At 43.1% G+C, this 14,811-nt stretch carries 13 protein-coding genes and 1 riboswitch; of the genes, 6 read left to right on the forward strand and 7 right to left on the reverse strand.

The window, feature by feature from the left end:
- The first annotated feature begins 15 nt into the window (after nucleotides 1–15).
- From MNR06_RS07165 to MNR06_RS07175, 3 genes are all read left to right on the forward strand, one after another.
- Nucleotides 16–450 (forward strand): YbaN family protein, encoded by a 435-nt coding sequence (locus tag MNR06_RS07165; RefSeq protein ID WP_243540529.1) that lies wholly within the window; start codon nucleotides 16–18, stop codon nucleotides 448–450.
- A gap of 368 nt (nucleotides 451–818) precedes the next feature.
- Nucleotides 819–1,841 carry an HNH endonuclease gene (locus MNR06_RS07170; protein WP_243540530.1) on the forward strand — a complete coding sequence of 341 codons (1,023 nt, stop codon included), beginning with the start codon at nucleotides 819–821 and terminating at the stop codon, nucleotides 1,839–1,841.
- 329 nt (nucleotides 1,842–2,170) lie between these two features.
- Entirely contained in the window at nucleotides 2,171–2,668 is a 498-nt protein-coding gene (locus tag MNR06_RS07175) for a hypothetical protein (RefSeq protein WP_243540532.1), read from the forward strand.
- Here MNR06_RS07175 and MNR06_RS07180 read toward each other — a convergent pair.
- The gene (locus tag MNR06_RS07180) at nucleotides 2,665–2,988 is read right to left on the reverse strand and encodes a hypothetical protein (RefSeq protein ID WP_243540533.1); all 324 of its coding nucleotides are present in this window, start codon (nucleotides 2,986–2,988) and stop codon (nucleotides 2,665–2,667) included. The genes MNR06_RS07175 and MNR06_RS07180 overlap by 4 nt on opposite strands.
- 155 nt (nucleotides 2,989–3,143) lie before the next feature.
- Here MNR06_RS07180 and MNR06_RS07185 point away from each other — a divergent pair, with 155 nt between their 5' ends.
- Both MNR06_RS07185 and MNR06_RS07190 read left to right on the forward strand, forming a co-directional pair.
- The gene (locus MNR06_RS07185; RefSeq protein WP_243540534.1) at nucleotides 3,144–3,938 is read left to right on the forward strand and encodes an Mrp/NBP35 family ATP-binding protein; all 795 of its coding nucleotides are present in this window, start codon (nucleotides 3,144–3,146) and stop codon (nucleotides 3,936–3,938) included.
- A 565-nt stretch (nucleotides 3,939–4,503) separates the two neighbouring features.
- Nucleotides 4,504–4,586, forward strand: a riboswitch (cyclic di-GMP riboswitch).
- A 236-nt stretch (nucleotides 4,587–4,822) separates the two neighbouring features.
- Nucleotides 4,823–6,574 carry a hypothetical protein gene (locus MNR06_RS07190; RefSeq protein WP_243540535.1) on the forward strand — a complete coding sequence of 584 codons (1,752 nt, stop codon included), beginning with the start codon at nucleotides 4,823–4,825 and terminating at the stop codon, nucleotides 6,572–6,574.
- A 49-nt stretch (nucleotides 6,575–6,623) separates the two neighbouring features.
- On the opposite strand, the gene MNR06_RS07195 is transcribed toward MNR06_RS07190, so the two are convergent.
- The 3 genes from MNR06_RS07195 to MNR06_RS07205 form a co-directional block, all read right to left on the reverse strand.
- Nucleotides 6,624–8,180, reverse strand: coding sequence for a LysM peptidoglycan-binding domain-containing protein (locus tag MNR06_RS07195; protein ID WP_243540536.1), 1,557 nt, complete (start codon nucleotides 8,178–8,180; stop codon nucleotides 6,624–6,626).
- 64 nt (nucleotides 8,181–8,244) lie between these two features.
- A complete protein-coding gene (locus MNR06_RS07200; RefSeq protein ID WP_243540537.1) occupies nucleotides 8,245–10,491 on the reverse strand; it encodes a transglycosylase SLT domain-containing protein in 2,247 nt (748 codons plus the stop codon).
- Complete coding sequence (locus MNR06_RS07205; protein ID WP_243540538.1) at nucleotides 10,484–11,956, reverse strand: glycosyltransferase family 39 protein; 1,473 nt, start codon at nucleotides 11,954–11,956, stop codon at nucleotides 10,484–10,486. The genes MNR06_RS07200 and MNR06_RS07205 overlap by 8 nt, the downstream gene beginning before the upstream one ends.
- A gap of 17 nt (nucleotides 11,957–11,973) precedes the next feature.
- Here MNR06_RS07205 and MNR06_RS07210 point away from each other — a divergent pair, with 17 nt between their 5' ends.
- The gene (locus tag MNR06_RS07210) at nucleotides 11,974–12,699 is read left to right on the forward strand and encodes a glycosyltransferase (protein WP_243540539.1); all 726 of its coding nucleotides are present in this window, start codon (nucleotides 11,974–11,976) and stop codon (nucleotides 12,697–12,699) included.
- Here the strand turns inward: MNR06_RS07210 and MNR06_RS07215 are convergent.
- The 3 genes from MNR06_RS07215 to greB all read right to left on the reverse strand — a co-directional run bounded on the left by MNR06_RS07215 (nucleotide 12,679) and on the right by greB (nucleotide 14,687).
- A complete protein-coding gene (locus MNR06_RS07215; protein WP_243540540.1) occupies nucleotides 12,679–13,656 on the reverse strand; it encodes a YheT family hydrolase in 978 nt (325 codons plus the stop codon). The two genes, MNR06_RS07210 and MNR06_RS07215, sit on opposite strands and share 21 nt — an antisense overlap.
- On the reverse strand, nucleotides 13,638–14,129 hold the full coding sequence (locus MNR06_RS07220; RefSeq protein WP_243540541.1) for a DUF3465 domain-containing protein: 492 nt from the start codon (nucleotides 14,127–14,129) through the stop codon (nucleotides 13,638–13,640). Before MNR06_RS07220 ends, MNR06_RS07215 begins: the two co-directional genes overlap by 19 nt.
- Nucleotides 14,130–14,210: 81 nt before the next feature.
- On the reverse strand, nucleotides 14,211–14,687 hold the full coding sequence (gene greB / locus MNR06_RS07225) for a transcription elongation factor GreB (RefSeq protein ID WP_243540542.1): 477 nt from the start codon (nucleotides 14,685–14,687) through the stop codon (nucleotides 14,211–14,213).
- Between the last annotated feature and the right edge of the window lie 124 nt (nucleotides 14,688–14,811).

Genomic DNA, 14,811 nt, shown 5'->3' on the forward strand with positions numbered 1-14,811 from the left:
TAAGGATCTTGAAAGTTGGAATTAAACGAAAGATCGATACCTAAAAAAGAAAGTTTTTTAAACATGCAGATTTTAAATTCAACCAAAAAATTTATCTTTTTTGTTTTTGGTTGGATCTTTCTAGCCCTTGGAGTGATCGGCATTTTCCTACCACTTCTACCGACCACGCCGTTTTTGCTTTTGACAGCATTTTGCTTTTCACGCAGTTCAGATCGTTGGCACCAATGGTTGTTACGCCAGCCTCATCTAGGACAGCTTATTGTGGATTGGGAACGTCATGGGGTTATTCGTACTAAAGCGAAGCTACTTTCAACCGGAATCATGGTGCCGTTGGTAGCGTATTCTCTTTCAAAGCCGCACATCCCAATATATGGAAAAATTTCTGCTGCGGTAATTTGTCTGGGGGTTTTGATTTTCATTTGGTCGCGACCGAGTTCGATTAAGCCATGATTTCTTGTTACTCAGTCAATTGCCGAGTGAATAGCTCAAAAAATTTTTTCTGAATTCATGTCGTTTCAACTTTCTCTTGCTCAAATCAGTTTGTCTCCGATCCAATAGTAATTTACCACCGCTTCGGTTACTCAGTTTGTCATATCCAAATTGTCATGTGAGATTTCGTTGACGTGATTTCGTTGTTTTTATTTTTAAGTCTATTCAAGCAATGGCAGAGCGAATATTTCAAAAGATGTTTTTTCTAAAATCACTTCGAATAGAGGTTAATAAAGCGTTTAGGACTGTCTATATACTTGGTCCGAGGGGTCGTAAAAATATCATTTTAAAAACTATGATATACCTTCCTCAATCTTGAGGAGAACTTTATGAATCCACTTTCGCGTTTATCAAATCTTGAACTTGAAACTCGTTTGAAAGATTTAGTGCAAAAAGAAAGAAAGCTTTTACATGTGATTTTAGAACACATTCGCGAAATCGATGCGCGTAAACTTTATTTGGAAAAAGCTTATTCATCTATCTATGAATATTTGACGAAAGAACTTGGCTATTCGGGATCAGCGGCTATGCGCAGATTGGAGGCTGCTCGTTTGATGCGAGATGTGCCTGAAATCGCTGAACGCATTCAAGAGGGCTCATTGAACCTTTCGCAAATCGGCGAGCTTTCGCGCGCCGTGAAAGAAAAAGAGAAAATGAGCGGCGATAAAGTATCACCGTTGCAGAAACAAGAATTGATCGCAATGGTAAGTGGAAGGACGACTCAAGAAGCTCAGCATGAACTCGCACGAATCCTCGACTTACCTATTAAAGAGTTTGATGAGCAAAGAGTCCAAAAAGATGAATCCGTGCGTTTAGAAATCACTTTATCTAAAAATCAGTACGAAAAATTGATGCAATGTAAAGATCTGGCTGCTCATATTCTTTTGGAGGGTAATGGTTCAGTCTCCATGACTGATGTTATCGAATTCCTAGCAAATCATTATTTGGATAAGAAAATCAAAAAAACTAAAAACAAATCGGTAAAGCAAACTGCAAAAGTCGACAGACCATTAGAAAATCAAGTTGTACCAAGAAATCCGCATAGTCCTTGTTCTTCGCAAGAACCCAAATCTTCCAAGCCTGCAATAATCACCACCGAAACGGTGGTAGAAAGAAAATCGGTAACTCCAAAATTGCGTAGGTTGATTTTTCAGCGAGATAAGTGCTGTCAGTATGTTGATTTGAAATCTGGTAAGCAGTGTAAAAGTACCTTTGCTCTTCAGGTAGATCATAGAATGTCTAAGTGGGCTGGAGGCGGTAATCATTTAAATAATCTTCAGCTTCTGTGCGCCCAACATAATCGAAACAAATATATATCTGAAGCAGGTCTTCGAAAAAGATATTCTGAATAGTTAAAGGTGAATGGTGAGTAGGTTTAATTAAACGATTCTGTATGCAGTTGAGCGCACTGAGTGGGTGAACTGCAAATACAGAAATCTAGAAGTATTATGTTACCTCACCAAGTGCAGTTATCGAAGCTCTCTCGAGCGCGCTCCCCATCACTCAAGACCTTAAAGGTACAGCTTTGTTTGCCACTCTTAAGGCGATCATCTCCCCAAAAAACGTCACCATCTCTCCTCCTCGACATTTCATTCTGAGAATCCCCTCCTCAAAACCTAATTAAACTCCTCCCTATAAAGCACAGTCCTTGCTCTTCAATCCGCTATCGAGGAGTTCACACATGCTTTACAGGTTCACGATGCTTTTTCTCATTTTGGGACTGCACTTCACAGCACAGGTATTGATCGATGCTCCGAAAGCAAATCCTCAAAGAACTCCGCAAAGCATTCCTGAAGCTCAGGAAGGAACTTATAACTTTGTAAACGGCACCGACGGGTGTCCTCTGCAAGTGGACCTGGCAATTCAGTGCAATGGCTTTGTGATTACGCCACTGAACAACAGCGGCTCTATTCCTGAGGAACAAGAGTTCTGTGCGATTAACAAGAAAATGAAATTGAAAACTGAACGCGTTGACAAGGGCTTTCGCAAAACTAGGACCCTGGTTGAACAAAAAGACAATTGGATCAAAAAAAATGTAGTGACTGAGTTTTCTTACAAAGGCAGTACGATCAGTTTGCAATCTGAAGATGCGATCATTCTGGGCGACGACAAAACTTTTAACTGGGATATCAGCCGAAATGGCAAAGGCATGACGTGCCTATATTCAAAAAGTCTTTAACCAACTTTATTTAAGATAGCGCGATAAGCAGTTTCTAAAAAATCCACCGATTCTTTGTCGGCACGGCGAAGTGCTGCTTGATAAGCTTCCGTCACAAGCTTGATCGAAGCCCCCGCTGGGACCCCAAGGACTTCATAGGCATCCCAACTATGTCCGTTATAAATGAACATGACATTCAAGTTTTTTGCCGGAGCTGCTGCCCCCGCAGATCTTTGGCGCGCAGGATAGGGCGCTGGAGTTTGTGTTGGTTGAGAAGGCGTAAGTTCGTTTTCAGGGGGTAATGGAGTCAAAATAGGCGGTGCGCTATCCTTCGCTTTCATATTCAACTGCGTCGGACGACGCGGGCCTCCCCGCGAAACTAAGTACCAAAAGATGAAAGCTCCCGCTCCCACTAAATTCAATGTCAAAAAGTCTTGGCTATTCATCCAGATTCTATTATTCGTTGGGATCACAAAATTATCAAGGAGTCCTATCCATGGCAGCCCCAAATCCCTTCGAAAAACAGACAGCAATTCCCGGAGTGAAACATATTATTGCCGTGAGTTCCGGAAAAGGCGGCGTGGGTAAAAGTACAGTCGCTACTAATTTGGCTATGGCCCTTGGGAAAAAATCCCGCGTGGGTCTGCTTGATGCTGACATCTACGGTCCGAGTGTTCCTCGTATGTTAGGCACAATTGGACAAAAACCTCATATTAACCCAGAAACAAATCAACTTGAGCCAATCACTCGCTACGGCATCAAACTAATGAGCATCGGTTACTTGATCGAAGAAAACGCCGCAGTAGTTTGGCGTGGACCGATGTTGTTCAAAGCCATGGATCAATTCCTCAGAGACGTAAACTGGGGCGAGCTTGATTACTTAGTTGTGGATCTTCCACCAGGCACTGGCGATATCCAGCTAACTCTTGCGCAAAAAGTTCCAGTAGCGGGAGCGGTGGTAGTATCAACTCCACAAAACGTAGCGTTGCTTGACGTAAAAAAAGCCGTCGACATGTTCGAACGCGTAGCAGTTCCATTGTTAGGCATGGTTGAAAACATGGCCTACATGATCAACCCGGCAAACGGCGAAAAAATGCAACTCTTCCCTAAAGGAGAAATGGATTCCTACGCTGATGCAAAAGGCATCCGCAAACTTGGCGAAGTTCCATTCAACCCATCAGTAGGAATGGCCTGCGAAGCAGGAATCCCCATCGTAGAAGCCAACGCCAACGGAGCAGAAGCAAAAGAATTCATGAAGATCGCCGACAAAATCCGCGAAATCCTTCCGTAAAAAATCACAGTAATTAAAATCTAAAAACGGCGAAGCAAAAAACTTCGCCGTTTTCATTTTTCCCCTCCCCAAAATTCTCTGCGAAAAAAACCGAGAGGGCGAATCAAAAGGGTCCAAGCGCAAGGCGGAGGATCCTTCGCGAAACGCAGGCGTACCTGTAAGGTACGTCGGAGAGAAGCGAAGGACCGCACAACGCAGTCGATTGGGCCCTTTTCATTCGCCCGGTGTCTCGTTTCGCGCCGGAAACTGACGTATTTTGAGAATCGACGTTCGCCCTATTGAAAACACAACTTTGGTCGAAGTATTCTAGTCTTGTTGAAACCACGGCTCGTAAGACTTGCCTAGAGCAAGTGAACGCTTTTGGGCCAGCGATGGAGGACACAAGATGAAGCATCGTATACACGACCATCATGATGAACCACCGAAGTGAAGACGCGTCACTAGGATTATTAAAAAGAGGTTTTGAGTTCAGGCCTCTCTAAAGAATGATGAACAGGATGGATCTGATGATCTGTAACTCAAAGGAGGTTCCTAGGGTTATACTCGTTAGGATTTAGATCCTTCCTTTGCCTCAAGGCAAACCGTGGGAAACTGCGGGACGCAAAGCTAGAGGGGTGTCGGCGCAAGCCATGCCAGCCAGCTGCCAAAGGTGAGTCACCTGAGGAATCAGAGGTGTGCATATGGAAGGTTCAATTACATACAAGGATTGGTTTCATTCCCCTTAGCTTACGAGTTATCACTGACGATTCCTCGTAAGCATTTTTGTTTTTGGGGATAGTTCATTCTAAATTTACCAAAAAATTCCAGAGTTCTTTACCGAAGATGCAATCTGCCGACCGCTAATTGCAACGTGACCGCGTTCCTATTTTGCGAGAAAACAGATCATGCCTATTAAATTATTTTTCGCAGTAGTTTTTTTAATCCTTTCTTATTCTTTCGCCACAGCTACTCCGCTTCTAATAGATGATCCCTTAAAGCTCGAGCAATTTGAAAAAGAAGGACTAAGCCTTAGCGAGCTAGTCTTCACTAAAAGAACTTCAAACAACCAAGAACTAGCGCAAGTCCCAAGATACACAAACCTCGCTGAAGACCTTACAGCTGACTTAAACGACCTTCGCAAAACAGATCCACAACTGGGCCCGGGAATGTCTTTCACTCACCGTCTTTTTCATTCTAAATGGCTGACCTCACAAGCAGCCCGTTTTGAATTAGTGGGAATCGTAAACCGGTTAGACCGCGCCGTCTTTAATCCAGACCGTTGCGGAGAGATTAGATTTATCTATCGCTTGGCTTATACGAAAAAACAAAACACCACCTCCGTTGAATCCCGTTTGCCGATGACAGCCAATGCGGTTTTCTTTTTTCCAGAGGGAACATCCTGCAAAGACTTAGCAAAACTTTGGCTCACCTTAGATTCCACTCAATTAAAACAATGGGCCAAACCTGAAAACTTAAAATCCCTAGAGCTAAATCTTCAAGCCACGCGCTGGCCATCAACTACTCGCGGAGATATGGGTGGTCACGCGGAGTATTTCTTAAGAGTGTACAAATTAAACTCAGCGGGACATCTCAACTTAGCCCCGTTAGAAAATACCCCAGATGTGGAGTTGATAAATAAAAATCCCGCTTTAAAAGCAGAACTTCTGCAGTGGTTATCACAACCCCAACAAATTCAGGATTTAGATAAAGGCATCTTAAACATTCCCGAAAAATTCCTAGCACGCAAAACTTCGTCCTTTGCCCTACACGGAATGAATCGCCTAGCAAACAGACCCTTTGATCAAATCTTCAAGAAAGATGATTTCAAAACCATCGATTATAAAAACCTAGAATACGTCTATGGCCCGTCATCAATGCGCCGTCGCCTGAATGACTTAACCTGCGCCGGTTGCCATCAAGGTCGCACCATCGCGGGCTTTCACTTCCTCGGAAAAGATTCAGAAAAAACGATCTTCGCAAATTCCATCTTTTCATCCCGCTCGCCACATCTAATCAGCGATATTGAACGCCGTATCACTTATTTCAACGATCTTCTGAACGACAAAAAACCAGATGCTGCTCGTCCCTTTTCAGAGCGAGATCCAAAAATCCTTGGCAAAGCCAACGAGCATTGCGGATTCCCGAATTCCGAGTTTCAGTCCTGGAAGTGCGCACCGGGTTTAACCTGCACCAGCGTGATTTCACCAGCGACGTCTTCAGAGTTAGGCCTGTGCTTACCAAATGAATCCTTAGCAGGTCTTCCTTGTGAAACAGGAACGATAAGCCAAACTGCCAATGACAAAAAAGACTCTTTAACAAAAGGGACTCCCCGTTCTTGCGGCGCGGGTTACATCTGCCAAAACACCAGGGTCGGCTTCCCCGGCGGCATGTGTTCGAAGGGCTGCGCAAATTTAAAACCCGGCGAAACTTGCGGTTCCATCGCAGTTCTTGCTGGTTTCAATGATTGCTTAGCTAGAAAAAAGCCGTTCGCAGAATGTCTTGCTAACAACACCCAACCGGGTGCTTTGCAAGCCTGCGATGAAACAACACCATGCCGTGAAGACTACATCTGCACCAAAACCAAAGAAGGCAAAGGCGCCTGCATTCCGCCGTACTTCTTATTTCAGCTTAGAGTCGACGGTCATCCAGAACCATAAAAAAAGGGACCTTGAAGGTCCCTTTTTAATTCCAAATTTTCAGATTTAATTACTGATTCATTTCAGTCGGAATCGTGATTCGTGATCCAACCACTAACGATGCTGGATTGCGGATTTTGTTCTTCTGCTTGATATCGCTTAATGAAACCTTGTATTTCGCAGCGATCTCAGACAGATTTTCGCCTCTTCTAACGACGTGAACTTTGCTTTTAGAAACCTCACGAGCAGAAGAGTTGTTATCCGGAGACGGAATCTTAATTTTCATTCCCACTTTCAAAGTACGACCGCGTTTGATGGCGTTCAAACGTTGAAGCTCAGATACACTTGTTGAATACTTACGAGCAATCGTGAACAAAGAGTCACCAGATTGAACGATGTAGTAACGACCATCAGAACTCACAGTCACAGCCGGAGCCGATTTCTTCGCTACCGTTGAAGTACGTAAAGAAGAACGCTCTTTAAGCGGCGTACGATCTGGAACGTAGATTCTCATACCCACGCGCAAAGCTTTACGACGAGAAATATCATTCAAATCACGAAGGTAAGCTACCGTCGTGCGGTAACGACGAGCTACCGTACTTAAAGTGTCACCACGACGGATGCGATAAACTTGGGTGTCGCCAGAGTCAGCTACGAATTGAACATTATCAACGAAGCTTTCATTAGCAGCTACTAAAGCTGTCTCTGAAGTTCCCGGAGGAATACGCAGAACTAGTTCAGAGCCTTTCAAAGTAGCGATCTCACCCTTAAACTTAGGATTTAAGGCTTTAAAGTCTTCATAGTTCAAATTCAATTTTTCAGACATCTGACGAAGGTTCACAGATTTAGCCACAGTGATGTGATCGAATTCGATCGGTGGTAAATAATCGATATCATCAAATCCGTATTTCGCTGGATCCTTACCGATCATCTTAGCCGCGATAAATTTTGGTACGTAATTGATTGTTTCTTTTGGAAGTCTCTTTTTACGAGCCAGTTCCCAGAAGTCGCGAGTATAGTGATTCATCACTTCACGCTTCACGCGGTTTTCACCCACGTTGTAAGAAGCCATTGCTAAGTACCAAGAACCAAACACGCTATAAAGACCTTTGAAATATTCAGCAGCTGCTTGAGTTGCGAACACAGGGTCTCTTCTTTCATCCACGAAGGCACTGATTTCTAAACCATAGCGTTTACCCGTTCCGCGAATGAACTGCCAATAACCAACCGCTGATGCGTGGGAAGTCGCCTTTGAACTAAAACCCGATTCGATCAAAGCGATATAGAAAAGATCTTCAGGCAACCCGTTGTCGCGCAAAACTTTCTTCATCAACTTTTCATAGCGAGTCGAACGCGCCAAATATCTTTCCATATGAGGACGACCGCGTCCTTGGAAATAGGCAATCCATTTTTCAACCAGTGGGTTTACTTCTGTAGGAATAGACTCTAACTCTTGATCGACGACCTTAGGGCCTTCGGGATCTGACAAACGGAAGGAACTGATATCTTTAAGTTCACCTTCCGAACCGGTACCTGCTGAATTTTTTGGCGCTGTGCCCACGTTACTATTATGCGCACATCCTGCCAAAAGGGCCAGGACCACAAACAATGTAAAAAGTCTCCTCATGAGTCTTCCTCCGACAGGTTTCAGGCTACAAAATTAAAATTTTTTTTTCAATAAAACATCTCCCTTATTTTGCCTTTTTATACAGCAAATCCTGCCATAAGACGGGTTTTAAAGAGATTTCCCTATCCTCGACGAGACGATAGAGCAAAACGTTGCGGAGTATGGCTTTCACATAAAAGCTGGTCTCTGTCCATGGAAGTTCGTCAAACCACACCTCATCAAGCACTTCACCGCTGGGACGAGTGACAAGTTCGCTGATTTCACTTCTGCTATTCATCCAAATTTTCAGACGATGGGGACCTGCATTATAAGCTGCGAGCGCAAACGGCACATTGTTCTGAAACTGGACCAACATCTGGGACACATAAGAAGAACCCATCGGAATATTGATCTCAGGCCTGAACATGTCTTCCGGAATTTCGATGCGCAGACTTAATTTGCGCGCGACTTCTTGCGCTGTCGAGGGAATCATCTGCATTAATCCCAAGGCGTTCGAAGTTGAAACGGCCTGTAAATGAAAACCACTTTCCTGCCGAGTCAAACTGCGCAACAAAGAAGGATGAATTCCGTAGCGCTCCCCTTCTTTTTTATAAACGTCTTCAAATACTTTTGGATAGGCGAACTTAATAAATTGTTCTTGGCGCAGCAACGGGTCGGCTTCCAAAGCATCATTGGTCCAACGAATCGCCGTAAAAAACTGCATGCGCTCTGCCATTTTCTCAGCCATTTTAATCTTTAACGTCGGATCTTTCACAAATGGCAGGTTAGGAACTTCATAATGAGCCTCCACCACCCACCCTGCATCAGATAAAATGCTAAATCTTTTCCAAGTGTCTTTTTGTTTTCCCACCAAATAAAAACCCTCGGCCGTGTTTTTTGGTTTTTCTTTCACCTCGGGCCATTTTAGTTTTCCATTTTCAGACTCTGCGCGCAGACGCAAACCATAGTATGAAAAAGGATAGCGCTGCATAAGTTTTTCCGCGACTTCTTTAGCGCGTTCTGCCTTTAAAGCTTGTAAAGAGCGAACCAGCCAGTACTGCGCGTTCAGATCATATTTGTCTTTATCCTGCTGAAACAAGCGATCAAAGTGAGTACTTGCTGTCAGAAAATCCTTTTTACGATAATAAATCAACCCTGCTCGTAACAAAGCCTCTGAAGATTCATCTGAGCCATTATGGAACGAGATCAACTTTTGAAAATGCTCTAATGCCAAATCATAGTTACCAACAAAATGCGCAGACCGACCGATAATCCAATGGGCACTTGTTGTCTTTTCTGCAGCGGGATTTTTTTCTAAATATTTAGAGGCAAAGTGCAAACTAGCACTGTAATCGCCACGGCGATGCAGGCTTTGCGCCCACTCTAACAGACGAACTGAATCCGCTTCGCCCATTTCTGCCAACGCTCGAGTTTTAAAATCATCTGATAATGTATTGTAAATCTCTAAAGGCTTATCCTTCACTCGTTTTGCTTGGGAACTGCCAGGAAATTGATTTAACAAGGTGACAGCAGATTTCACTGCCGCGGTCGGATCACCGCGCTTTAGATCTTGTTGGATTTTTAATTCAAGATTGATCTCCGGATCAACAACAACGGTTTTAGGAACTGGCGGAAGCTCTGCAGAACTTTCAGTGACGGCATCGGCCTTCTTCTTTGTTCTTTCGATGAAATCCAAACGGTCTTCAATATACGAAGTGTCTTTATAACTTTGCGCTTCTTCAAAAAAGAACTGAGCTTGCGCCGTATCGGACTTATTAAGAGCCATATCTCCTAATAAAGAATAAACCTTGGACTTTTGATCTTTTGACAGCTCAAAGGGGCCAGCTAAAAGTTCTTCTAAATCAGAGGCTTTGCCCAATTTTCTTCCGACAAGATCATCTAAGTGCTCTAGCTTCAAAGCTAAATAGTTTCGCGCTAAATCTACTGACCACGGACCGTCTGTGAAAAGATGCTTATTCCCCTGCAAGGTGCCAAGGGCTCTTTCCAAGGCAGCGACGTCTTTTTTCTTTTTCTGCTGCTTTGATATACAATGCAACCACGTCAGCCCAATCCATCCGCGTAAAGAAGTATTGATCGCAAAAACTGACGGTGCCAGGCTTGCACATTCAGACCAGCGTAGATGAATTTCATGGTCCTTTAAACGCGCCATAGGTTTTAGGTTTTTAGGCTCTTGGTTGGACATAATTTGATAAAGATCGACGATTTTCTTTGATGGGATATCTTTACTCACGTGAACCGTCTGCACTTGTGCTAAGACAGATGAAGCGGAAAGACTGCAAAGTAGCAAACCAGAAATCATTTTTTTATTCATTACTAATCCTTGGTTCCTCTTTAAAAAAAGTTTTCTTCAAATAGATGATAGAGTTCCCCCGCGCTTGGCGAATGGGAAGCTCTATCTTCCAGTAATCATCCCCGACAAATTCTTCTACCTTTGACATATCCGATTGCTCGCACATATAGATAGCTGCAGTCGCAATCAGATTTTTTCCACATAAATCATAACTAATCTTTGTGAAGTGACGCAAGGTCCACGGCCATGGCCATTGTTCTGCCATACCGATTTGCACTGGTTCTTCCAAAAGCAATGGATGTTGCTTTGCCGTTTCTAAGATTAAATTCTGCAAGTCTTGCGCAGCATATGTCGAATTTACGTAAAAGAAAGGATGGGAAAACTGCAAAGGCTTGCGATAGGAAGAGTTAAAAGCACTAAGGATATTAAACAGGCTTAAAAATAAAGTAATGGCGATCAACAGATTTCTTAGCTTTACGCGCTTGATTTCAACGAACGTAAAGGCCAAGACAAAATAAAATCCCCAGACAAGACTTAGCAGGCACCAGATGGTTTTATAAGGAATGACTGAATAAACCACTAACTGAACAAGTGAAAAAATGCTTACGGCTCGTAATGGTGCTGATCTGCTAAATATCGTGAAACAAGAAATGATCACGCCTAATAACGCGACAGGCTCTGCTTTTAATAAAACGCCGAGCCAAAACCAAAATTCTTTGTCATGCCCATGTCCATGAATGCCGGTTTTTGCCCATGGTAAAAACGAATTAATAAAATCAATCAGTCCGCGCGCATTTGTGAAAAAGCTTGTGTAAAACTGAGCGAAAAGAAACAAAAGAATAAGGGTTAACCATGTTAATTGCGTATTCCAAATCTTCGCGATTTGTTTTGCTAAATCTTTCCACCACGCAAAACCTAAAGTGCAAAGGGCGATAAAAATAGAAAATAGCGTAATGACAAAGGTTTCTTTTAAAAGCGTTATTCCCCAGATTCCAAAAAGCACCAGAACCAGCGCCTTGGTATCTTTTATCTCAAGCCATCTGATTACGCCCACCATCAGCAAAATTTGAAAAAATACAAATGGCATTTCATGAATGCCCGATCTGCCAAAAAATATAAAGGCGGGACTTAGAATTAAGAAAAAAATCAGCCAATTTTGACTAGTTTGATTTCTTAACGGTCGGAAAGAAAAAAGCACGACACTTAGCACGCTGAACACTGCGGGTGCCGCGCGAAGAACTTCAAGACTCCGCCCCCACAGATTTTCAAAGCCTGCTAATAAATAAAAATACAAAGGGCCGTGATAGTTATTAGGATCGTACTTATAAAGACCTTTAAAGATCTGCAAAGAAAACCATCCATTGATACTTTCATCAAAATGAATGGGCTTTGCCGACAAATGAAAAAAGCGGGTCCACATCACCAAAAAAAGCAATGCGAGCCATAAAAAGGCGCGATGGTATTTCGTGACCTTAAAGTCTTTCATTGGTATTTATCGTAAAGATGGAATCTTCTGTGTCAACCCCGCATTGCTCTTTCATTGTTTACTTTGATAAAGACTCAAAGCCAGATCTTTTTATTTCTGACTTGCGCAGCTTTTTTCAAAAATTTCCTCTGCACTATGAACTTGTTGCGGTGTTTGAACCCCAGGCCCATGAAAAACTCTTAGAGTTTAAAGCGGCCTTGGGCGTTGCTAATGAAAAAGAAAAAATCAAACTGGTTGAAAACAAAAGCCGTCTGGGAAGAGCTGCGAGTTTGTATACAGGTCTTTCTAACGCAGAGGCTGAATACATGCTAACCCTTGATGCAAGCCTTGCAACCCCGTTCGGTGACCAATTTAAAATTTTGCAGAATCTTATGACAACTCCCGAAGTGGATATTTGCAGCGGCGAAAGAGTTTCCAAAAAACAAAGCCCGTTTCACGCTGCTGCAACTCCTCGTCACAAGCTAGAGCATCTTTTTAATCCCATTTTTAAAGAGAAGATGCAAAATTCTTTACAAGATCCACTTTGTGAATCCTTAGGTATTCGCAAAAAAGTCTTTCAAGAAATAAAAGAAGATCTGTCAGAAAAATCGCTTAAAGGGTGGTATTTAAATTTACCACTGCTAAAAGCGGCAAAAAAACTGAATATGAAAATCATCGAGGTTCCAGTCCATGATTCTGGGGCTGCCACCAATTTTCATTTGTGGCGAGAACGATTCTATCTTTTAGCGAAGAGTATTTTCTAAAGCCTTAAAAGCTTCGTGCAGATAATAGTCAAGCCAACGATTGGTCCCAAGCGGTGTTTTATCTGAATGGATGTAACCTAAGTGCCCGCCCCGCGCTTCGATATGCACCTGAACGCTTTTTGAAAATTGTGCATTCAAATAATCTTCGGCCATAATAAACGGATCGTCCAAAGCTGAAAGCACATAGGTCGGCACATCAATATTTGAAATATAATTTATCGATGAACAAGTCTGGTAATAGTCTTCACGGTCTTTGAAGCCCCCCGCTGGGGCTGTATAAATCTGATCCATATCCCACACTGTCGACCACAGGGGAATATTATATTTTTTGTCGATAAGACCGTGGCGATGTTTTTTGTGAATATTTTTGCGCAGACGGTTTACGAATCTTAAATCATAAATTCTGTTAAACCCTTGCTTAAGATTTCTTGAACCGTTAGCTAAATTTAAAGGCGCATTCACCGTGATGGCTCCATCGGGCTTCACATGGCCTTTAAAACCACCTAACAGGCACAAAAGCATATTTCCACTCATGGAATAACCCACAGCAATTTGCTTTTTACCCGGGAACATTTCACGCAATTTGGCGAGTACAGCTGACACATCTTCAGCACGGCCTGAATGATAAGGATGACGAGCGTGGGCAAATCCATGGCCAGCCCCGCGATGATTTACTAAAACAACCGAATGTCCGAGCTGTTCACACAATAAAGCCGTTCGTTGCATATAATCGGCATGCACGTCACCAGATAAACCGTGAAACAAACTGATAACTAGATGACTTGTGCCTGGTTTATAAAAACAAAAAAGTCGATCCCCGTCAGGAAGATCGACTTCAAAATTTTTACCTAGGTATTCTAACTTTGGCGAACTTAAAAAATGCGCCCACAAAGTCTGACCGTGACCGCTGTCAGCCCAAAATGGTGCTTTTAATGGAATCAGTTCAAGTCTTTGCAATAGTAAGTTCCTTTTAGATAAACATATCCATCAGTTCTATTTCCGCGGGGATCACCATGCAGCCAATGAAGTAACGGGCCTTTATTAGTCCAGATAAACTCTCCGCCCATGGCGATCACATCACCTGCCTTGACGGGAACACGGGGACACATGTCTGAATTATACACTGCCTGCATTTCTTGACCATTAGAAAGGCGAACCACCCATTTTTGGTGCTCTCTTCCATTTCTGTCGTCAGGCAGAACTTTTACAACTGTCAGACTGCCGCCCTCTACGAAGTTCACACGGCGACGGTCGTTCACCGCTCTAACAATATCGGTATCGCTGGCAGTATCATCAACTAAAGAGATGTTTAAAGGTTCAGGAGCTGGCTCTTGGAATTTATTTTTTCTTTTAGCGTGAGCTTCGTTGAATGATGAAAATCCCACAAGGACAGTCAAGACATATAGCGATAGATGGCGTAGATTCGTCATGGTCCCCTCCATGCCTGAAAGTGTCCTAAAATCTGCGGACAAGTTCAACGACTAAGACCATGCTATGCAAGAACTTCAGACCTATTTATATTCGATGTTTTCTATCGTGACGAATTCTTCCCCAGCGGGTTTTACAATTCGCACTTCTTCGCCCACTTTTTTGCCAAGCAGCGCTTTAGCGACAGGAGACTTCCAAGATATTTTGCCCCTCTTAGGGTCAAGCTCGTCTTCACCGACAATTTGATAAACTTGTTCTTCACCATCTTCATCCGACACAGTGACGGTGGCGCTAAAAAGAACCGTGCCGCCCTTCATAAGTTTCGGATCCACAACTTCCGCATCTTCTATTCTTTTTGTTAAGAAGTGAACGCGGCGATCAATCTCTCGCAAACGTCTTTTTCCATATTGATAATCGGCGTTTTCCGAGCGATCGCCATTGCTTGCCGCCCACGCCACTACTTCCACCACCTTGGGACGCTCAACGTGCATGAGCTGATGATATTCGTCCTTTAATTTCGTAAGACCTTCGGGAGTGATATAGTTCTTGTTATTATCCATCCGCAAGATTCTAGACTAATTCACATACTTTGCACTAGCCTTTCGACTGTGAGTCAAAAAACTATTTGGCATATTGAAGAAGGACCTGGACTTTTGCTCTATTAAACAAGCCGACATTTCCTCC

The organism is Bdellovibrio reynosensis, from assembly GCF_022814725.1.
Classification (GTDB): Bacteria; Bdellovibrionota; Bdellovibrionia; order Bdellovibrionales; family Bdellovibrionaceae; genus Bdellovibrio; species Bdellovibrio reynosensis.